Source organism: Leifsonia sp. EB34 (genome assembly GCF_041260585.1).
In the GTDB taxonomy this organism is placed as follows: domain Bacteria; phylum Actinomycetota; class Actinomycetes; order Actinomycetales; family Microbacteriaceae; genus Leifsonia.
This window is the reverse complement of the sequence record NZ_JBGCCV010000002.1, coordinates 17,459-36,920: the sequence shown is the minus strand read 5'-3', so window position 1 is coordinate 36,920 and position 19,462 is coordinate 17,459. Positions and strand designations below refer to the sequence as shown.

Annotated in this window: 20 protein-coding genes; 10 read left to right on the top strand and 10 right to left on the bottom strand. The window is 68.5% G+C overall.

Annotation, left to right across the window (positions count from 1 at the left end):
• The first annotated feature begins 74 nt into the window (after positions 1 to 74).
• Positions 75 to 1,562: an FG-GAP repeat domain-containing protein gene (locus ABIA36_RS09565; RefSeq protein WP_369962140.1), complete on the top strand. Its 1,488-nt coding sequence runs from the start codon at positions 75 to 77 to the stop codon at positions 1,560 to 1,562.
• Between the two features lie 94 nt (positions 1,563 to 1,656).
• Here the strand turns inward: ABIA36_RS09565 and ABIA36_RS09560 are convergent, their stop codons facing one another.
• Positions 1,657 to 1,779, bottom strand: a complete 123-nt coding sequence (locus ABIA36_RS09560; RefSeq protein ID WP_369962139.1) for a hypothetical protein — start codon at positions 1,777 to 1,779, stop codon at positions 1,657 to 1,659.
• 51 nt (positions 1,780 to 1,830) lie between these two features.
• Here ABIA36_RS09560 and ABIA36_RS09555 point away from each other — a divergent pair, with 51 nt between their 5' ends.
• Positions 1,831 to 2,193, top strand: a complete 363-nt coding sequence (locus tag ABIA36_RS09555) for a MarR family winged helix-turn-helix transcriptional regulator (protein ID WP_369962138.1) — start codon at positions 1,831 to 1,833, stop codon at positions 2,191 to 2,193.
• Between the two features lie 20 nt (positions 2,194 to 2,213).
• On the opposite strand, the gene paaK is transcribed toward ABIA36_RS09555, so the two are convergent.
• From paaK to ABIA36_RS09520, 7 genes are all read right to left on the bottom strand, one after another.
• The gene (gene paaK, locus ABIA36_RS09550; protein WP_369962137.1) at positions 2,214 to 3,527 is read right to left on the bottom strand and encodes a phenylacetate--CoA ligase PaaK; all 1,314 of its coding nucleotides are present in this window, start codon (positions 3,525 to 3,527) and stop codon (positions 2,214 to 2,216) included.
• A gap of 15 nt (positions 3,528 to 3,542) precedes the next feature.
• A complete protein-coding gene (gene paaI / locus ABIA36_RS09545; protein WP_369962136.1) occupies positions 3,543 to 3,944 on the bottom strand; it encodes a hydroxyphenylacetyl-CoA thioesterase PaaI in 402 nt (133 codons plus the stop codon).
• 148 nt (positions 3,945 to 4,092) lie between these two features.
• On the bottom strand, positions 4,093 to 5,286 hold the full coding sequence (locus ABIA36_RS09540) for a glycoside hydrolase family 1 protein (protein ID WP_369962135.1): 1,194 nt from the start codon (positions 5,284 to 5,286) through the stop codon (positions 4,093 to 4,095).
• Between the two features lie 48 nt (positions 5,287 to 5,334).
• Positions 5,335 to 7,026 carry an ABC transporter ATP-binding protein gene (locus tag ABIA36_RS09535; protein WP_369962134.1) on the bottom strand — a complete coding sequence of 564 codons (1,692 nt, stop codon included), beginning with the start codon at positions 7,024 to 7,026 and terminating at the stop codon, positions 5,335 to 5,337.
• Positions 7,023 to 7,985, bottom strand: a complete 963-nt coding sequence (locus tag ABIA36_RS09530; protein ID WP_369962133.1) for an ABC transporter permease — start codon at positions 7,983 to 7,985, stop codon at positions 7,023 to 7,025. The genes ABIA36_RS09535 and ABIA36_RS09530 overlap by 4 nt, the downstream gene beginning before the upstream one ends.
• Entirely contained in the window at positions 7,982 to 8,962 is a 981-nt protein-coding gene (locus ABIA36_RS09525) for an ABC transporter permease (protein WP_369962132.1), read from the bottom strand. The genes ABIA36_RS09530 and ABIA36_RS09525 overlap by 4 nt, the downstream gene beginning before the upstream one ends.
• Positions 8,963 to 9,036: 74 nt before the next feature.
• Entirely contained in the window at positions 9,037 to 10,695 is a 1,659-nt protein-coding gene (locus ABIA36_RS09520; RefSeq protein WP_369962131.1) for an ABC transporter substrate-binding protein, read from the bottom strand.
• Between the two features lie 146 nt (positions 10,696 to 10,841).
• Between ABIA36_RS09520 and ABIA36_RS09515 the strand changes: the two genes are divergently transcribed.
• Together ABIA36_RS09515 and ABIA36_RS09510 are read left to right on the top strand one after the other, a co-directional pair.
• Positions 10,842 to 11,948 (top strand): LacI family DNA-binding transcriptional regulator, encoded by a 1,107-nt coding sequence (locus tag ABIA36_RS09515; RefSeq protein ID WP_369962130.1) that lies wholly within the window; start codon positions 10,842 to 10,844, stop codon positions 11,946 to 11,948.
• A gap of 105 nt (positions 11,949 to 12,053) precedes the next feature.
• Positions 12,054 to 12,272, top strand: coding sequence for a hypothetical protein (locus ABIA36_RS09510; RefSeq protein WP_369962129.1), 219 nt, complete (start codon positions 12,054 to 12,056; stop codon positions 12,270 to 12,272).
• Between the two features lie 9 nt (positions 12,273 to 12,281).
• On the opposite strand, the gene ABIA36_RS09505 is transcribed toward ABIA36_RS09510, so the two are convergent.
• Positions 12,282 to 13,172 (bottom strand): hypothetical protein, encoded by an 891-nt coding sequence (locus tag ABIA36_RS09505; RefSeq protein WP_369962128.1) that lies wholly within the window; start codon positions 13,170 to 13,172, stop codon positions 12,282 to 12,284.
• A gap of 330 nt (positions 13,173 to 13,502) precedes the next feature.
• On the opposite strand from ABIA36_RS09505, the gene ABIA36_RS09500 reads away from it, so the two are divergent.
• From ABIA36_RS09500 to ABIA36_RS09480, 5 genes are all read left to right on the top strand, one after another.
• A complete protein-coding gene (locus ABIA36_RS09500) occupies positions 13,503 to 13,784 on the top strand; it encodes a helix-turn-helix domain-containing protein (protein ID WP_369962127.1) in 282 nt (93 codons plus the stop codon).
• On the top strand, positions 13,781 to 14,056 hold the full coding sequence (locus tag ABIA36_RS09495) for a HipA N-terminal domain-containing protein (protein ID WP_369962126.1): 276 nt from the start codon (positions 13,781 to 13,783) through the stop codon (positions 14,054 to 14,056). Before ABIA36_RS09500 ends, ABIA36_RS09495 begins: the two co-directional genes overlap by 4 nt.
• Before the next feature lie 18 nt (positions 14,057 to 14,074).
• Complete coding sequence (locus tag ABIA36_RS09490; RefSeq protein WP_369962125.1) at positions 14,075 to 15,199, top strand: type II toxin-antitoxin system HipA family toxin; 1,125 nt, start codon at positions 14,075 to 14,077, stop codon at positions 15,197 to 15,199.
• Between the two features lie 160 nt (positions 15,200 to 15,359).
• Positions 15,360 to 16,322, top strand: coding sequence for an alkaline phosphatase family protein (locus ABIA36_RS09485; protein ID WP_369962124.1), 963 nt, complete (start codon positions 15,360 to 15,362; stop codon positions 16,320 to 16,322).
• 95 nt (positions 16,323 to 16,417) lie between these two features.
• Positions 16,418 to 17,605 carry an alkaline phosphatase family protein gene (locus ABIA36_RS09480; RefSeq protein WP_369962123.1) on the top strand — a complete coding sequence of 396 codons (1,188 nt, stop codon included), beginning with the start codon at positions 16,418 to 16,420 and terminating at the stop codon, positions 17,603 to 17,605.
• A gap of 24 nt (positions 17,606 to 17,629) precedes the next feature.
• Here ABIA36_RS09480 and ABIA36_RS09475 read toward each other — a convergent pair whose 3' ends face one another.
• On the bottom strand, positions 17,630 to 18,364 hold the full coding sequence (locus ABIA36_RS09475) for a GNAT family N-acetyltransferase (protein WP_369962122.1): 735 nt from the start codon (positions 18,362 to 18,364) through the stop codon (positions 17,630 to 17,632).
• Positions 18,365 to 18,454: 90 nt separating this feature from the next.
• Between ABIA36_RS09475 and ABIA36_RS09470 the strand changes: the two genes are divergently transcribed.
• The gene (locus ABIA36_RS09470) at positions 18,455 to 19,414 is read left to right on the top strand and encodes a diacylglycerol kinase family protein (protein ID WP_369962121.1); all 960 of its coding nucleotides are present in this window, start codon (positions 18,455 to 18,457) and stop codon (positions 19,412 to 19,414) included.
• The last annotated feature ends 48 nt before the right edge of the window (positions 19,415 to 19,462 follow it).

Sequence of the window (19,462 nt, the reverse complement as noted above, 5' to 3'; positions counted from 1 at the left end):
CGTCCGCTGACTGCGACATCGCGTGCGCGACGCGTGACCTCCCTGCGACACCTCAGGGTGCGGCGAGCGCCCTGATGGGCTACGCCGACTCCGGAAAGCTGACGGAGGCGACCATCGTCCGCGGCTCGATCATCCAGAACGAGATCAAGCCTCTGGCCAACGGCACGCTCAACGAGACCTGTCGCGTCGACAAGCGGACCCTGCAGACGCTGATCGCCGTCATCAGGCACACCGGAAGCGCGCGCGTGACCGATCTGAATCGCCACTGCGCCGACGACGGCAAGAACACCTGCCCCTCGCCGTCACCGCACTGCACTCTCACCTGGGACAGCGACGGCTTCCGTTCGTCGACCGCGATGGACATCGACGCCACGGGAGACGGGAAGGTCAACGGCGAGAACGCGGCGACGTTCAGACTACGCGCCATCATCAAGGCGATGGTCCCGCACGTGGCGGCGACCTCGTACAACTCCGCGGGGGCCGACCTGGGACAGTCCAACTGCAGCGCCACCAATCTCGACTCGCCCTACTTCTGGACGTTCACGGATGACTGCAGCCACCAGCACGTCGACTACCGCGGCAACTCGTGGGGACTGTCCCTCGCGACCATGCCCCCGGCGCCCCCGCTCGACTCTGACGGGGACGGCGTGCCCGACTCCATCGACACGTGTCCCGCAGACCCCGGATTCGCCCTGTACGACGGCTGCCCGATCCCTCGCTCGGCGAACACCACCGACTTCAACGGCGACGGCGCGGCCGACGTGTTCTTCGCGAACCCGAACGGCAAATGGCAGGTATCCGACAATGGGACCGGTTCCTGGCGCACTCTAGCGACGGGCGGCGTCCCGCTCGATCTCCTGCAGTTCGCGGACTTCGACGGCGACGGCGTGGCGGATGTGTTCTGGCCGAACCCCAGCACGGGCGACTGGCTGGTCTCGTACTCCGGCACGTCCCCGTGGACCAAGCTCGCCAACGGTTCCGGAGTTCCGGGTTCGGAGCTCCAGCTCGGAGACTTCGACGGCGACGGCAAGGCCGACGTGTTCTGGGCCAACCCGAACAAGGCGGAGTGGTGGGTCTCCTACGGCGGCACGTCCGAGTGGGTCGCGCTCCCCGTCCGCGGTGTGCCCAGCACGAACCTTCGTATCGGGGACTTCAACGGCGACGGCAAGGCCGACGTGTTCTACGCCCACCCGAACGGCCAGTGGTGGATCTCCGACGGCGGATCGAGCCCGTGGCGCCAGACGGTGAGCGCGAACGTCCCGGTGGGCGAGCTGAAGTTCGGCGATGTCGACGGCGACGGCAAGACGGATGTGCTGTGGCCGAGCTCCATCGATGGTCGCTGGTGGGTCTCCTCCGCGGCGGCGGCGTCCTGGGACAAGGGCGTGCTGGCTGACGTACCCGCCGCACAGCTTCAACTCGCCGACCTCGACGGCGACGGCAAGGCGGACGTCCTGTGGCCGAACCCCTCCACCGGGAGCTGGCAGATCTCCAAGGGGGCGCGCAGTTCGTGGTCATTCGGCGCGACCGGGCACGTGCCCTACTCGATGCTCGTGGCTCGCTGAGAGCGATCGGCAGAGCACGGGACGCAACACGCCGCTAACGCGACCCGCTAGCGGCGTGTTGCGTCGCCTCTGCGGGGAGGGCACCAGCCGCGCCCTACCTTCCTCCGACCCGCTCCGCGGCCTCCGGCGTGACCGGCGTGAAGAAGTTGACGACCGTCCCGTCCGGGTCGCGGAACAGCATCGAGCGGTTGCCCCAGGGCAGGGTGGTGGGCTCCATGCGTTCGATCGCGGGGCGACCGACGCGGCGGCGAAGCGGTCGGTGAGGGCGGTGGCGCCGGCACAGCTCTCCGCGCTCGCGCAACTCGACATCGAGCATCCCCGCACCTTGACGGGCGCCCAGCTCGCCGACCGCTCGGGAGTGACGACGCAGTCGATGTCCGCCGCGATCGCGCGCCTCCTCGAGCGCGGGCTGGTCTCCCGAACCCAGAGCGCCGTTCACGGGAGGCGCCTCGACGTCTCCCTCACCCCGTCCGGCGCCGAGCTCCTCCGGACGATCCAGCACGAGACGCTGGACGCCGAGGCGGCGGTCGACTTCGGGCTGGACGACGATGAGCTCCAACACCTCACGGGGACGCTGCGGCGCGTCGCCCGCGCACTCGGGGTCTTCCTGCCCGCCGAGCACGCCGGCTGACGTCGACGGCCTGGCAGGCCTCAGCGGTAGTCGTACACCCGCTTGTACTTGCCTTCGCTGCGCGGCAACTCCCCCGGCTCGGCGAGCACCACATCCACCGTCGTGCCGATGTGCACCTTGATCTTCTGCCGGAGCACCTGCGTCGCCGCCTCGCAGACCTCGCGGTCGAGGTCGGGGTGGCGCTCGATCCGCACGGTCAGCGCGTCCATCCGGCCGTCCTTGCGCAGCTCGAGGACGAAGTGCGGGGTCAGCGTCTCGATGCCGAGCACGAGCTCCTCGATCTGGGTCGGGAACAGGTTGACGCCGCGCAGGATGATCATGTCGTCGTCGCGGCCGGTGATCTTCTCGATGCGGCGGAACGCCGGGTAGGCGCTGCCCGGCAGCAGCCGGGTCAGGTCGCGCGTGCGGTAGCGGATGACCGGGAAAGCCTCCTTGGTCAGCGAGGTGAAGACCAGCTCGCCGGTCGTCCCGTCGGCCACCGACAGGCCGGTCTCGTGGTCGATGACCTCGGGGAGGAAGTGGTCCTCCCAGACGTGCGGGCCGTCCTTCGTGACGACCGACTCGCTCGCCACCCCCGGCCCCATCACCTCGCTGAGCCCATAGATGTCCACCGCGTCGAGGCCGAGACGGCGCTCGATCTCGTGGCGCAGCTCGTTCGTCCACGGCTCGGCGCCGAGGATCGCGACCTTCAGCGATGTGCCGCGCGGGTCGAGCCCCGCGGCCTCGATGGCGTCGGCGATGGTCAGCAGGTAGCTCGGCGTGCACATGATGGCGTCCGGCTCGAAGTCGTGGATGAGCTGCACCTGCCGCGCGGTCTGGCCGCCCGACATCGGGATGACCGTCGCCCCAAGCCGTTCGATACCGGCGTGCGCGCCGAGCCCGCCCGTGAACAGGCCGTAGCCGTAGGCGTTGTGGACCTTCCAGCCGGCGGCGACCCCCGCAGCCTGCAGCGAGCGCGCGATCAGGCCGGCCCAGCGGTCGAGGTCGCCCTGCGTGTAGCCGACGACGGTGGGGCGCCCGGTCGTCCCGGACGAGGCGTGGATGCGGCGGACCTCGTCCATCGGCACCGCGAACATCCCGAACGGGTAGGTCGAGCGCAGGTCCTCCTTGGTCGTGAAGGGGAGGCGCGCGACGTCCTCGAGCGAACGGATGTCGTCCGGGCCGACCCCCGCGGCGTCGAACTTCGCCCGGTAGAGAGGGACGTTCTCGTAGGCGTGCCGCACCGTCCACTGCAGCCGTCTGAGCTGAAGGGCGCGGAGCTCGTCGCGCGTGATCGTCTCGGGGTCGGTCTCGGAGAGGTCGGGGGCGGCGGGGGCCGGTGTCGTCGTCGACATGGTGTCCTTACGGGGTCATTCGGTGGTGCTGCCGTGCTCGACGGCCGACCGGTTGGTGGTGAGCGACCGGCCGCGGAACTCCGCGACAACGTCGCCGGTCTCGTCGGTCACGGTGACGTCGTAGACGCCGGTGCGGCCGACCACCGTGCGGCGCACGGCGCGCGCGGTGAGGGTCTGCCCGGCCCGGGTGGACTTCAGGAAGGTGATGTCGGCGCCGGCGGCGACGGTCACCCGTTCGTCCTCGTTGCAGGAGATCGCGAAGGCGGTGTCGGCGAGGGCGAACACCAGGCCGCCGTGCGTGATGGCGAACCCGTTGGTCATGTCCTCGCGGACCGCCATGCTGACGATCGCCTCGCCCGGCTCGTCCTTCTCGACCACCATGCCCAGCGCCGCGGAGGCGCGGTCTCTGAGCATCATGGGACGGAGCGACTCTGAGCTCATGTGCGCACCACCCGCGGAACCTCCTCGTTCCTTACCGATCGTTCAGTAAATAGTGGCATCGAGGGTGCCGCGGCGCAACAGCGGGCGGGTGATTTCACCCGCCCGCCGGATCAGGAGGTCGGGATCACAGCCCGTTCTGCCGCGCGATCGAGCCCAGCCGGCCGAGCGACGGCTTGGGCGTGCGCTCGAAGGTCTCCAGGTCCACCCCGATGAGTCCGAACGTCGGCCGGTACCCGCTGGCCCACTCGTAGTTGTCCAGAGCGCTCCAGTGCAGGTAGCCGCGCACGTCCACCCCCTCGGCGATGGTCTCGTGGATGGCGCGCAGCGACGACTCGGTGTAGTCGATCCGGCGGCTGTCGTCCGAGGTGGCGATCCCGTTCTCGGTGACCATGATCGGGGTGTGCCCGCTCTTCTCCCACGCCGAGCGGATGCCGTCGGCTGCCGCCTGCGGGAAGTACTCCCAGCCAGTCAGCGTCGTCTCGGCGTCCTCCGCGACGGGACGCGGCCCCTCCGGCCCGATGAACGTGCGGGTGTAGGCCTGCACGCCCAGGAAGTCGTCGCCGGCGGACTCCTCCAGGTACCAGTCGTCGCGCGGGTAGCCGTACTCGTGCAGCATCTCGGCGGCGCCCGGCTCATCGGTCGGGATGAAGTCCTGCGTGGCGATGGTCCAGCCGCTCTGCAGCCCGGACACCGACGACAGCACCTCACGCGAGCGCCGGTGCGAGGCCAGCAGCGCGTCGGCGACCTGGAGGTCGGGGTTCGGGAGGCCGTAAGCGACCAGGTTCTCCGCCTTCTCGCCGCCCGCGAGCATCGCCGCGATGTTCGGCTCGTTGATCGTGCACACGTAGCGCACGCCGTCCTCCAGGATCGGCAGCACCGTCTCGGTGTAGCGCGCGAACAGGTCGGGGGCCTCGGGGTTGCGCCAGAAGCCGGCCTGGTCCATCCAGCGCGGCACGGTGAAGTGCATGAGGGTGACGACCGGCTCGAGGCCGACGTCGAGGCAGGCGTCGATCATCCGCCGGTAGTGGTCGAGGTTCGCCCGCGAGACGAAGCCGCGCTCCGGCTCGATGCGCGCCCACTCCACCGAGAAGCGGTAGCTGTTCAGGCCGGCGTCGGCGAGGAGGCGCAGGTCCTCCGGGTAGCGGTTGTAGTGGTCGGCGGCGTCGCCGCTCGGCTCCACGATCGACGTGCCCGGCGTGTGCTCCATGACCCACCAGTTGCTGTTGACGTTGTTGCCCTCGACCTGGTGAGCGGCGGTCGCGGCGCCCCAGAGGAAGCCGTCGGGGAAGCTGCGGAAGCCGTCGGGGAAGGTGAGCACAGAGTTCTCCTAATGGTGCGGTCGGAGTCGGTCGGGTGAGGAGGTCGGTCAGCCCCGCGACGGCGTCGGCACGGCGTCGAGCAGCCGCACCGTGTAGTCGTCCTGGGGGCGCTGCAGCACCTCCGCGGTGTCGCCGCGCTCGACCACGACGCCCTTGTCGAGCACCATGATCCGGTCGGTGACGAGGCGCGCGCTGAGCAGGTCGTGGGTGATGTAGAGCATGCTCACCCCGCGGGTGCGGCGCAGCTCCTCCAGCAGGGCGAGGACGCCGGCGCGCAGCGACATGTCCAACATCGACACCGGCTCGTCGGCGATGATCACCTGCGGGTCGCTGGCGAGCGCCCGAGCGATGACCACGCGCTGGCGCTGGCCGCCGGAGAGCTGGTGGGGCAGCCGGCTGGCGTACTTCTCGACCGGCGTGAGCCCGACCGTCTCGAGGAGCTCGAGCACACGGGCGCGCGCCGCGCTCCCGCGCAGGCCGGTGAAGTTCTCCACCGGCCGGGTCAGGATGTACTCCACGGTGTGCAGCGGGTTGAGCGCCGCGTACGGGTCCTGGAACACCATCTGCACCTGGGAGTGGAGCTGCTTGAGCGCGCGCCGGCCGCGGAGGGTGTCGATGCGCACGTCGCCGAACGCGATGGTGCCGGAGGTGGGCCGCTCGACGCCGGTGATCATCTTCGCGATGGTCGACTTGCCGCTGCCGCTGGCGCCGACGAGCGCCATCGACATCCCGGGCTCCAGGGTGAAGGAAACGTTGTCGACGGCGCGCGTGGCGGTGCCGCGCCGCCCCTTCGGGTAGACCTTCACGAGGTCGGAGACGACGATGGGCTCGCGGGCGCCGATGCGCTGCCGCGCGGCGTTGCCGGTGGTTCGCGCGCCCGAGACCGCGGCGGTGACCGGTGCCGGCCGAGCGGCGCCCTCCTGCCGCCGCTCCAGCCCGGGCACGGTCACCTCGGCGGCGCGCGGGTCGCCGTAGTGGCTCAGCAGCATCTGCGTGTACGGGTGCTCCGGCGCGTTCAGGATGCGGGCGCTCGGGGCGTCCTCCACGATCACGCCGTCGTGCATGACGAGCACGCGCTGCGTCGCCTCCAGCACCACGCCGAGGTCGTGGCTGATCAGGATCGCGGTGAAGTTCTCCGACGCCTGGAGCTGGCGGATCGTGTTCATCACGGCGTGCTGCACGAGCACGTCGAGGGCCGTGGTCGGCTCGTCGAACACCATCAGCCGCGGCTCGAGGGCGAGGGCCAGCGCGATGGAGACGCGCTGGCGCATGCCGCCGGAGAGCTCGCCGGGATACCGGGAGAGCGTGGACTCCGGAAGCTCGACCTTCGCGATCAGCTCCTCGGCGCGGGCGGCCCGCGCCCGCGGCGGCACGTGGCCGTGCGCGGCGAAGATGTCCAGGAAGTGGTTGCGGATGGTGCGCACCGGGTTGAGCGCGTTCATGCCCGACTGCAGCACCATCGCGAAGCCGCCCTGGCGCTGCGTGCGCACCTCCTCGATGGAGAGCGCGGCGATGTCGGTGCCGTCGAACAGGATGCGGCCGCCCGCGATCCGCGCCGGCGGCTTCGACAGCCGGGTGAGCGCGTAGCCGAGTGTGGACTTGCCCGATCCGGACTCGCCGACCAGGCCGACGAACTCGCCCTGGGCGAGCTCGAAGCCGACGTGCTTGACCGCCTCGAACGAGCGGCCCTTGTCCTCGTCGTAGACGACGGACAGATCTTCGACCTTCAGCAGGCTCATCGTCCGGCCTTCCTCTCGCGCAGACGCGGGTTGCTGAGCCCGTCGACTCCGAAGTTGATGAATGTCATGGAGACGGCGAACAGCGCGATCATGAAGCCGGGCGCGAAGAGCTGCACCCACTGGCCGGTGAGCAGCACGTTGCTGTTCTGCGCCCAGAAGAGCATCGTTCCCCAGCTCACCGTGTTCGGGTCGCCGAGGCCCAGGAACTCCAGGCCGGCCTCCGCGAGGATCGCCGCGGTCGCCGCGCCGAAGAAGCTCGCCACGATCAGCGACGTCATGTTGGGCAGGATCTCCCGGAACACGATCCGGCTCGGGCTCTCGCCGCTGAACTTCGCCGCGGTGACGAAGTCGCGGGAGCGGAGGGTCTGCGTCTGCGAGCGCAGCACGCGGGCGCCCCACGCCCATCCCGTCACCACGACGACGAACACGATCACGGCGATGCCGCCGTTGTGCAGGTACGCGGCGATGACGATCATCAGCGGGAGCGACGGGATGACCAGGAAGAGATTGACGACGAAGCCGACCCCCTCGCCCCAGAACGCCCGGACGTAGCCCCAGCTCAGCCCGACCAGGATCGCGACGATGGTGCTCAGGAGGCCCGCGATCAGGGCGACGGTGACGGACACCCGGGCGCCCCAGATGAGCTGGGAGAGCACGTCCTGGCCCACCCCGGTGGTGCCGAGCAGGTGCGCGGCGCTGCCGTCCTGGTTGTGCGGGAACGACGTGTCGTGCGGGTCGTAGGGCGCGATCAGCGGCGCGAAGATCGCCATCAGGATGAAGAGCAGCAGGAGGACGACGCCGAAGCGCGCCTTCGGCTCGGACCAGATGGTGCCGACCGCGCGTCCGAGGACGCGGAACGGGTTCCAGCGTTTCTCCTCGCTCGCCGCGGCGGCTGCGACCTCCGTCGCGCGGACCGAGGTCGTGCTCGGTGGCTGGGTGAGCTGGTCTTCGTGGGTCATCGTCTTGTCCTCGGGTCGAGCACGCCGTACAGGATGTCCACGAGGAAGTTCGCGATCAGGACGCTGACCGTGATGATGAGGAACAGCGCCTGCATCAGCGGGTAGTCCTGGTTGGTCACCGCGTGGAAGAGGAGGAGGCCGACGCCCGGGTAGGCGAACACCGTCTCCACCAGGAGGGAGCCGCCGACCACGCCGCCGAGCACCATGCCGAACGACGTGAACTGCGGCAGCAGCGCGTTGCGGGCGGCGTAGCGCAGCGCGACGGTGCGCGTGCGCAGGCCGTTGGCCTCCGCGAAGGTCACGTAGTCCTCGCCGAGCGTGTTCACCATCGTGTTGCGCATCCCGATGATCCAGCCGCCGAACGCCGTCAGCAGGATCGTCAGGCCCGGCAGGATGCCGTGGTACAGCGCGTCGGTGAAGAACTCCCAGCTCCAGTTCGGCGTCGCCGTCTGCGAGTAGGCGCCGCTGGTGGGGAACCAGCCGGCCACGTAGCCGAAGAAGAAGAGCAGGAGCAGCGCGATCCAGAAGTACGGGAACGCGGAGAGGAACTGGCCGCCCACCGTCGGGATGGTGTCGAGCGCCGTGCCGCGCTTCCACGCGGCCAGCACCCCGAGCAGCGTGCCGAGCACGAACGCGAGGACCGTGACGGTGCCGACCAGGACGAGCGTCCAGGGCAGCGCCGCGCCGATCAGGCTCGACACCGACTGCGGGAAGTAGCTGAACGACGGCCCGAAGTCGAAGTGGACGATCTGGTTCAGGTACGTCACGTACTGGTCCCAGAGGCTGCCGGTGGGCACGCCGAGCTGGGCCTCGATCGACGCGCGCATCGCGGGCGAGACCGGGCCGTTCTGGCTGAGCTTGGCGATCGCCGCGTCGGCGGGCGAGCCGGGCATCAGTCGCGGCAGGATGAAGTTGACCGTGACGGCGGCCCACAGGGTGAGGACGAAGAGTCCCAGCTTCCCCAGCAGATAGCGCACGACGACCTCCTTTCGGTGTTCGGATCAGGCGGGATCGGGCCGGTCGCGGACAGCGCCCGCGACCGGCCCCTGGATCACTTCGCCTTCGTGAGGTGGGTGAGGATCAGCAGCGAGTTCTCGGTCCAGGTGGCCGGGGTCGCGTACGGGTCGCTCGAGCTCGGCCAGCCGGTGAAGCTCTTGTCGCTGAACAGGCCCCACAGTCCGCCGTAGAACATGCTGATGACGGGCATCTTGTTGTACATGACCTCCTGGAGCTGGTCGATGTACTTCTTCTGGTCGCTCGTCGAGGTGGCCGACCGGAGCTGCTGCAGGAGGGAGTCCGCCTGCGGGTCGCTGAACCGCTCGAAGTTGCCGGAGGCCGACGTGCCGACCGGCTTGACGAACTCGCTGCTCATCAGGGTGTTGAAGTCCTGGTAGACGCTGCCGGCGCCGCCGAAGGCGCCCATCAGGAGCTGGAAGTCGCCGTTGTTCTGCGCCTGCGTGTAGGCGGCCGGCTGCGGCTGGTCGATCGTGACCTGGATCCCGATCGACTGGAGCTGCGTCTGGACGGCCTGCACGCCGCGCAGCCAGTCCGTGTAGCCGTTCGGCGTCGTGATCGTGAGCTGGAGCTGCTGGCCCGCGGAGTTGACGAGCTTGCCGCCCTGCTGGGTGTACCCGGCCTTGGCGAACGAGGCCAGCGCCTTCTGGGTGTCCTGCGAGATCATGCCCTGGTTCGGCAGCGACGAGTTGAGCCACTGCTGCGCGTTCGGCAGGAGCAGTCCGTTCTGGCCGGCGGCCTTCACGTAGCCCTCCTCGGCGTCCTTCGCGATCTTGTCGCGGTCCAGGGCGTAGCTGAGGCCCATCCGGAAGTCCACGTTGTTGAACGGAGCCTTGGTCAGGTTCGGGATCAGCGAGATGGTGCCGCCGGGCGGGAACCAGTACTTGTTGTGCTGCTTGTTCGCGCCGACCCAGGTCTTGTCCACGTTGTCGATGAACGAGTAGGCCCAGTCGTAGCCGCCCTTGACGAGCTGCAGGCCGGTGTTGGAGGCCGGCAGCACCAGCTTCTCCGCCGCGACCTTGTCGGCCTGCCAGTACTTGGTGTTCTTCACCATCGTGTACTGGTTCGGCGCGAAGCTGCCGACCGTGTACGGGCCGGTGGCGACCGGCTTGTCGTTGGTCCAGGTCACCGGGTCCTTCACGGACTTCCAGATGTGCTCCGGCACGATGATCTGCTGGTCGATGATGCTTGCGGCCGGGACGTTCGGGGCCTTGAGGTGGAACGTCACCGTGTCGCCCGAGGAGCTGATCGTGTCGATGTTCTGCCACTGGCCGAGCAGGTCGAGCGCCGAGGTCTTCTTGATGAGGTCGAAGGTGTAGACGACGTCCGCCGGGGTGAACGGCGTGCCGTCCGACCAGTTGACGCCCTTGCGGATCGTGTACTGGATGGTCTTCGGGTCGACGACCTTGTCGCCCGTGGCGAGGAACGGCGTGGCCTTGCCGTCGATGGAGTTCACGACCTGCAGGGGCTCGTACATGTAGTGCGCACCCGTGCGGGTGTTCGGGGAGAACGGGTTGAAGTTGCGGACGAACGTCGGGTTGCCGCCGTCGGCCCCGAAGAGGAGGGAGCCGCTGGCGCCCCCCGAGTTGCCGCCCGACCCGGAGGTCTGGAGGCTGCAAGCGCTCATAGCCAGCAGCGAGGCTGCTGCGGCGACGGCGACGAGTGAACGCCGGAGGCGCGTTCTGGACTTGTTCATCGCGATGTGGTCCCTTCAGTCGACAATGACTTGGTGCTCCGCCACTGTAAGCGCATACGAAAGGTTCTTCAACCCCACCTGAAACAAGTTTCCGTGTGCCAGAATGAGATTCTGACAACGGATTCACAGATGACTTCGGGGGAAACGTGGCGAGAAAACCGACGGTGTACGATGTCGCCGCGCATGCGGGAGTGTCCATCGCGACGGTCTCGCGCGTCCTCACCCGGCCCTCCGATGTACGCGCTTCCACCCAGGAGCGGGTCCTCGCCGCCGTCCGTGAGCTCAGCTACGTGCCGAGCGGCAGCGCCCGCGGTCTCGCGGCCCGCCGCACCGGCGTGCTCGGCCTGTTCCTGCCCGGCGTCGACGCGGTCGAGGACCTGAGCGACCCGGAGGTCAGCGACACCGGCACGGTGGAGGTCCGGCGCGATCCGGCCCGACCCGACCACGGCACGACAGCGAACCTGTATTTCGAGGAGGTGCTGCGCGGCTGCGAGCTGGAGGCGTGGCGCCAGGGCTTCTCACTGATGATCTGCGTCGGGCGCGGCCGTTCCCCGGAGAGCGTCGAACTCACCCTGAACGATCTCGCAGGCAAGGTCGACGGCCTCGCCGTCATCGCGCAGAGCGCCCCGCACGACGTGCTGAAGCGCATCGGGGAGACCATCCCCGTCGTCTATCTCGCCGGCCAGCGCCGCGGAGACCACTTCGACCACCTCACGGTGCGCAACCGGGAGGGAATGCGCGCCCTCACCGAGCACCTCATCGACGACCACGGCATCCGCGACCCTGTGTATCTCACCGGCCCGTTCGACTCCCCCGACGACGCCGAGCGCTACGCCGGCTTCGCGGACGCCCTGGAGGGCCGCGGCATCAACCCGACGGCGCTCCCGGTGCTGCACGGCGAGTTCTCCCGCGAGCGCGCCCGCGCGGTGGCGGAGGACCTGATCGCCCGCGGGAGCCTCCCCCGCGCCCTGGTCTGCGCCAACGACCAGATGGCCCTCGGCGTCCTGGACGCGCTGCGCCCCGCCGGCGTGCGCGTTCCGGAGGACGTCATCGTCACCGGCTTCGACGGCATCGACGAGGCGGCCCGCTCGGAGCCGCGGCTGACGACGGTGATGCAGCCGATGCTGGAGCTCGGGCGCGCCGCGGTCCGCGCGATGGTCGCCCGGGTCACTGACCCGGATCTGGAGCCGGTGAGCACGGAGCTGCCGGTGACGGTCCTGCTGCGGGAGAGCTGCGAGGGACCGTTGGGCTGAAGGGCGCACGGGAACGAGCCCGGCGCACCTCCCCGCCAGGGCCGTTCGGAAGAGTCGCGACGATAACATGCTTCCGTACCATTTGTGGTGAACGAGGGAGCTTCTATGCCTGGACGTTTTGACCTCAAGACGACGACAGTCGGTCAACTCCTAGACGACCTTGAGGCCCGCAAGGTGATCGACGATGCCGTTCCTGAGATCGCAAACCATCCGATGATCGGCTTAGCGCGCGGATTGACGTTTGACTTCCTCGCTGGCATGGCCGGATCACAGGTACCCGCGTCAACCATCAGCGACTTGCGCGAACGGCTGAGCGCATTGTGAAGTCGTCCGTCAGTTAACGACGACGCAAAAGAACGACAGCCCGTACTGAGTGCGTTGCGTCAGGTCCCTTTCGAGTCCTGCAGGGTTGACGACACGACGTTCCGGGTCGTACACGAGCGCGACGATGGCGTCGCAGTCGGGGTGCTTGGGGTATCTCCCTGCGTCGATGAGCAACTCCTCGACAAGCCTTTTCGAGTCGAGCCCGGGCCGGGTCATCTTGGTCTCGATAACAACCCCGACTTCTGGCAGCACGAAATCGACGCGCGAGTTCCTTCCTGCGCGGGATGGAACGTAGTCCTCCGGCCGCACGTCGTCGAAAAGTGTGCGCAACAGCGCTTCCACGACTGCTTGCAGGTCATGTTCGTCAGCGATGCGCTCGATCAGCTTCCAATCCGGCCTTTGGCGGTTCAGAGTTTCCAGCAGCCGGGGCAACCTCCGGAGCACTTGCGCGAGGTCCGTCGCCACAAGCTCCGCCGGCGTGGCCGATGGTGCAGCATCGAACAACAAGGCACGAGCCTTCTCCATCCGCTCCCGCACGATCGTGAACGGGTACAGCCAAGGGCTTCCGAGCTGCGGCACGCCTTGTGATGGCTCGGTGTAGAACGGCGAGCGTGTGCGCGGTTCGAGGAGGTATGCCTGGATTCCTTTGAGGAAGGTCCCCCCGTCACGAAGCTCGTCGAGCTTGCGCTGCGACTCCGGGCTGAGTAGGCGCCGGGCAGAGGAGTGCCATTTCCGGTATTGCTCGATTACTTCGTGCGCGGCCCGATCGGTGGTTTCCTCGTCTTCTTGGAGTGAACGCATTGTGGCTTCCAGCAGCTGAGACTCATCGATCAAGGTGTCAAATTCTGACTTGCGATTCGCTGGAATGGAGGTCACCGCGCCATCGTAGGCGATGGCCACGACACCGGACGGCAGTTCGTCGACGTGGCCTAGCCGAGACGTACACAGACTCGTCAGCCGTGTCGTCAGAATCGCACTGTGAACACGACCGGGGTGCCCTCCGTCAGCGTGCACGCCTACCCGACACCTCAACGAGCAGTTCCATGCGATGAACTCCGTCGGGCGGGTTCTTCAAGAACAAGAATCGACAACGAGAAGAATCGCGGCAAGAGAACGCCGGGAACAGAAACGAGAAGAACGACTTTTCTGCTATCTAGAAGTAGCAATTTATGACAATATTGCTATCTGTAGATAGCAGCTTGGAGGCTTCTGATGGTGCAGCGTCGATCAGTGCAACAGGAGCGGATGCTTCGAGAATTCGGCGCACACATCCGAAGATGGAGAAGCGTCAACGGACTTTCCGCAACCGCGCTTGCCGAACGTGCTTTCATCACCCGGGCGACGCTCGCCAGCATCGAAAAAGGCACCGGCAGCGCCCAACTCGACTCCGTCTTCGCTGTTCTCTCCGCTCTGGGAATCCTCGAATCCGTCGTAGCCTCCGCAGACCCGTACAGGAGCGAAGCGGCACGACCACGAATTGACGCCATCATCCAGAGCGGCGGAACCATATGACCGACATCGTCAGCGCCGCCGAGGTGTATCTCGACGAAAACGGCGCCGGCCCGACCCGAGTGGGCCTCTTGCGGCCTAGTTTCATCGGAGGGCGAACGCTCGCCGCGTCGTCGTTCGAATACGACCCCGCGTATCTGGGGAAGATCGGCGCCTACGAACTGTCCCCCGATCTCCCCCTCACCCCCGGACGCACCTACACACCCGAGAACGCGGTGCTGTTCGGTGCCTTCGCTGACGCCGCCCCAGACGAATGGGGGCAGAAGATCGTCTAAGCAAACCACGCGATCAGATTGAAGGAGGACCCAAGCCTCCCCCGTCGCGTCGGCGACTTCGACTATCTCCTCGGTGTCTCCGACTTCTCTCGCATGGGCGCTCTCCGATTCAAAGCGGAGAACAGCCCTCAATGGCTGTCCGAAGACACCGGCGTTGCAAACATCCACGACTTGAGGAAGATCCTCGGCGTTGCCCGCAGGTACGAAGACCATGAGGCGACCGAAGAAGACGTCGAATACCTAGCAGGGATCGCAACCTCGCCCGGCGGTGCACGACCAAAAGCGAACGTCCTTCTTCCCGACGGATCGCTTGCGTTGGCGAAACTTCCGCATTCCAAGGACGCGGACCTCGACGCGGAGGCATGGGAAGCAGTCGCGCTGACGATCGCGCGACGAATCGGCACGCCGACACCCGAGTTCACGGTGCAACCCGCCGGTGAAGGCCGGTCCGTCCTCATTGTCAAACGGTTCGACCGCGACGGCGGAAACGTGCGACGCGGTTACATGTCGGCTGCCACCGCCTTCCAGATCGGGAAACACGATACGGGGTTGCGGCTCACCTACGAAGAGTTCGCCGACGTTCTCGCAACTACCAGCGCAAACCCGGAAGCAGACCTTCACGACATGTTCGGGCGGATCGCGCTTACCGTCTTCATCAATAACGTCGACGACCACTGGGGCAACCACGGATTCCTACGCCAAGATAGCGGTTGGCGGCTCTCACCGATCTTCGACATCAACCCGCACCGGCACGGCGGCATCATCGCATCCCGCCCGATCAGCGACAACGACGACCCGCGCGACCGCGACATCCGTAACCTCATCGACATCGCCGACACTTTCAACCTCACCAGGTTCGAAGCGATCGACATCGCCATGCGAATATCCGAACACGTGGCCTTGTGGCCGCAGATCGCAGACCTTCACGGGATCCCGAAAACGCAGCAGCAGGCGATGGCATCCGCGTTCGACGACACGCAACGGGAACGGATCGAAGAGCTCGCCGCCACAATCGAACAGAACTCGCTTGTGCGCGCGAACCTCGAAACTGCTCCCCTCCATGACGGGATGGAGTGGGTGCCGCCGTCCCTCCGCGAAGGAAAACCTGTAACCGGGTACTGGCGAAAAGCCCGGAAACGGTAGAGCCCGGTCATACGGTGGCCCATCCAATCGCTGCGGCTTCGCGGACGCCCTGGAGGGCCGCGGCATAAACCCGACGTCACTGCCGGTGAGCACGGGGCCGGCCTGGGCGCCGTCCCGATCGGGCGGCCCGCCGCGTCGGCGGTCGGCGTACGGTGCTGCCATGAACGGGAGGGCCGTGGCCGCGGCGAGCGCCGCCGCGCTGGCGCTCGTCCTCGCCGGGTGCGCACCGGGTGCTGCGCCCACGCCGACGAGGGCGCCCGCGACCGCGCCGTCCACGGCCGCGCCATCCGCCGCGCGCCCGGCGCCCTCCTCGCCACCGACGCCGACCGCCACAGCCATCCAGCACATCGTCGTCATCGTGGACGAGAACAAGCCGGCCGGTTCGGTCATCGGGGACCCGCAGGCCCCGTACCTGACCTCGCTCGCGCACACCGGCGCGCTCGCCACCGCCTACTCGGCCATCACCCACCCGAGCCTGCCCAACTACCTGGCGCTCACCAGCGGCACGACCGCAGGGATCACGACCGACTGCAACCCACCGGGCGGCTCGTGCCTGGTCACCGGCCCCAACCTCGCCGAAGAGCTCGACCGCGCCGGACGGTCCTGGCGGATGTACGCCGAGAGCATGCCCGCCCCGTGCACGACGGCGAACACGACCCTGTACGCCGTCAAGCACAACCCGTTCCTGTACTTCCCGAGCGTGACCTCGTCGACCGCGTACTGCGCCGCCCACGACGTCCCGTACTCGCGCTTCGCCGGCGACCTCGCGACGGCCTCGACGCTGCCGGCGTTCTCCTTCATCAGCCCGAACCTCTGCGACGACATGCACGACTGCTCGGTCGCGGACGGCGACGCGTGGCTGAAGGCGAACATCCCGGCGATCCTGGCGTCGCCGGCGTTCACGACGCAGCGGTCGCTGCTGGTGGTGACGTTCGACGAAGGGGACTCCGGGGACAATGTGGTCGCGTGCGTGTTCGCCGGGCCGGCGGCGCGGGCGCACACCGTGGTGGCTACGCCGTTCACGCACTACTCCTTGCTGCGGACGATCGAGGAGGTGTGGGGGCTGGCGCCGTTGACGGGGGCCGATGCAGGGGCGGTGGCGATGACGGGGATGGTGGGGTGAGACGGTTGCGGTGACCGGGGCATAAGCCCGAAACCAGGGCGGCCATCCCACGCCCCCTCTAGCGCGCCACCCCCTCCCGTGCTTGCGTAGTCCCCATGGCAGCCGTGAAGCGCGTGATCGTCTTCATCCAGGAGAACAAGACAACCGACTTCTACTTCCCCTCCCTCGCGGAGTGGGGCGCCGAGGTCGCCAACCACGGGAGCCTGCGCACCAGCGCTCCCGACTTCGATCAGCCCCACGACCGGAACGCGTGGGTGCACTACGCGATGGGTGACTATCCGGCCGAGCCCATGCAGCTCGACAACGATCAGGTCATCCCGTATTACAGCTGGCTCGCCAAGAGTTTCGTGTTCAGCGACCATCATTTCGGGTCGGGGTCGAACTCCACGCCCGGGCACATGCTCGCGGTGGGCGGCCAGATGCCGACGCTCAAGAATCCGCCGTTCGTCGGGGCGCACCCGGTGTGGGACCTGCCCTCGATCTTCAGCGTCGCACAGAAGGCCGGGGTGAGCTGGGGCGCGTTCCCCGACCAGGACGGCTACCCGGTCAAGTTCTACAAGACGACGTCGACGGCGCCGGGGTCGAGCGAGGTGTTCCCGCCGTCGCAGTTCATCCCGATGGCGAAGGGCGGGACGCTGCCGGACGTCTGCTACGTCTGGTCGCCGGCGGGCTACGACGAGCACCCGCCCGCAGTACCCACGCCCGACTACGTGACCAAGGGGCAGGGGCTGGTCTGGCAGCGCGTCCAGGCGGTGATCGACGGCGGCGGCTGGGACGAGACGGTCTTCATCCTGACCTGGGACGACTGGGGCGGCTACGCGGACTCGGTGCCCACGCCCTCCATCGAGACGGTGCCGGACGCGCTGCACCCGGACGGGTTCCAGGTCATCGGGGGCTCGCGCATCCCGCTGCTCATGTTCGGCGGCGCGGTGACCCAGGCGATCGACCCCGAGTGGCACTCGCACGCGTCCATCCCGAAGACGATCTGCGACCTGCTCGGGCTCGGCACGTTCGGGGTGCCGCGCGTGGACGACGCGCCCTCGCTCGCGCACCTGGTGCAGCCGGGGCTCGGGAGGCCGGTGCCGCCGGCGCCCGGGAGCACAATCACGCAGCCGACCCCGCCGAGCCCGCGGCCGACGCCGGTGCCGCCGAAGCCGTGGCCGGGGCCGCTCGGGCAGCCGCTTCCGCCGTTGGTCACGCTCGACGGCAGCACGGTGCCCGCGCCGATCGACGGGAAGGTGAACCCGAAGCCCCCGAAGGCGCCCGTCGCGCCGCCCGCGTAGCGGGACGGTGGCGACGGATTCAGGTCACGAATCGTGCGAATGCAGGAGCGTTTCGCGCGATTCGGCACGAGTGTGCGACGCGACGCGGCAGACCAGGATGCGCATCTGCTTCCGTCGGGTGAATCCGAGCCGCTCGTAGACCGCGATCGCCCGCTCGTTCACCGTCTCGACGTGCAGGAACGGCCGTTCGCCGCGGTCGAGGATGCCGCGCATGACCGCGAGCATGACCTGGACCGCGAAGCCGCGGCCCCGCCACTCCGGGTCGGAGCAGACCGCGCTGACCTCGCACCAGCCGTCGGGGCGCATCCGCTGGCCGGCCATCGCGGCGAGGCGGTCCCCGACGCGCACGCCGTGGTAGCCGCCGAAGTCGATCGTGCGCGGGAAGAACGGGCCCGGCCGGGTGCGCTCGACCAGGTCGAGCGCGTCGGCCACATCGGCCTCCGCCAGCGGGACCAGGCGTGCGTCGTCGCCGAGCGCGGGCGCGGCCGGCAGGTGAGCGCCCTCGAACACGTACTGGTAGCAGTCGTAGCCGGCGACGGCCTCCCAGCCCTCCGGCGCCGCGTCGGCGAACACACCCAGCGTCTCACCCGGGCCGACGAGTGAAGCCAGCCGACTCCAGTCGGCGTCGCTGCCGTGGTCGGCGACGGACGCGAACGGCGACATGTCCGGCGGGTAGCGGCGCGCCCGGTCGTCGCCGAGGGCGAAGGCGGCGTGCGGGCCGGTGAGGGCGTTCCAGGCGGGGTCGTCGAGCACGTGCATCCCCTCAGCCTCGCACACGCCGGCCCGAGCAGGCGTACTGTCTGGGTCAGCGTCGCGCCGCCCGAGCGCCGACGCCCGAAAGGGAGACGGATGAGCAGGGCCGCGATCGTGGTCAACCCGGTGAAAACCGACCCGGAACGGTTGCGAGCGTCCCTCGCCGCCGCCGAGCGCCGCCACGGCTGGGAGGAGACGCTGTGGCTGGAGACCACGGCGGACGACCCGGGCACCGGTCAGACCCGCGAGGCACTGGAACAGGGCGTGGACGTGGTGATCGCGGCCGGCGGCGACGGCACGGTGCGCACGGTGGCGGAGGAGCTGCGCGGCAAGGACACCCCGCTGGCGCTGCTGCCCTCCGGCACCGGCAACCTCCTCGCCCGCAACCTCTCGCTGACGCTGGACGACGCCGAGCACGCGCTCGACACGGCGTTCGGCGGCACGGACCGCGCCATCGACGTCGGCCTCGCCGAGCTGCGCGACGGCCGGGACGGCACCGAGCGCCGCGCATTCCTGGTCATGGCCGGGCTCGGGATCGACGCCAAGATGATCGCGGCGACCGACGACGACCTGAAGGCCAAGGCCGGCTGGGTCGCGTACGTGCAGGCGATCGGCAAGGTGCTGCGCGACAAGAACGAGCTGCGGCTGCGCTACCAGCTCGACGGCGGCCGGGTCCATACGCTGCACGCCCACACCGTGATGATCGGCAACTGCGGGTCGCTGCAGGCCGACATCATGCTGCTGCCGGACGCCGCGGTGGACGACGGCATCCTCGACATCGTCGTGCTGCGCCCGGAGGACGTGCTGGGCTGGCTGCGGATCGCCGTAAAGATCTTCTGGGAGAACGGCGTGCTCCGCCGCACCACGGTCGGCCGCCGGTTCCTGCGGGAGGACCACGAGGTGCACGCGATGAACTACCTCAAGGGCAAGGAGATCGTCCTGACCTCCAACCGTCCGGAGCAGGTCGAGCTCGACGGCGACCTCTTCGGGGAAGTGAGCTCGATGCGGGTCCGGATCGACCCCGGCGCGCTGCGGGTCCGGGTGCCGCGGGAGTGACCCGCGACCCCGGTGACGCCCGGCGGGGACGGACGTATGCTGGGGGTT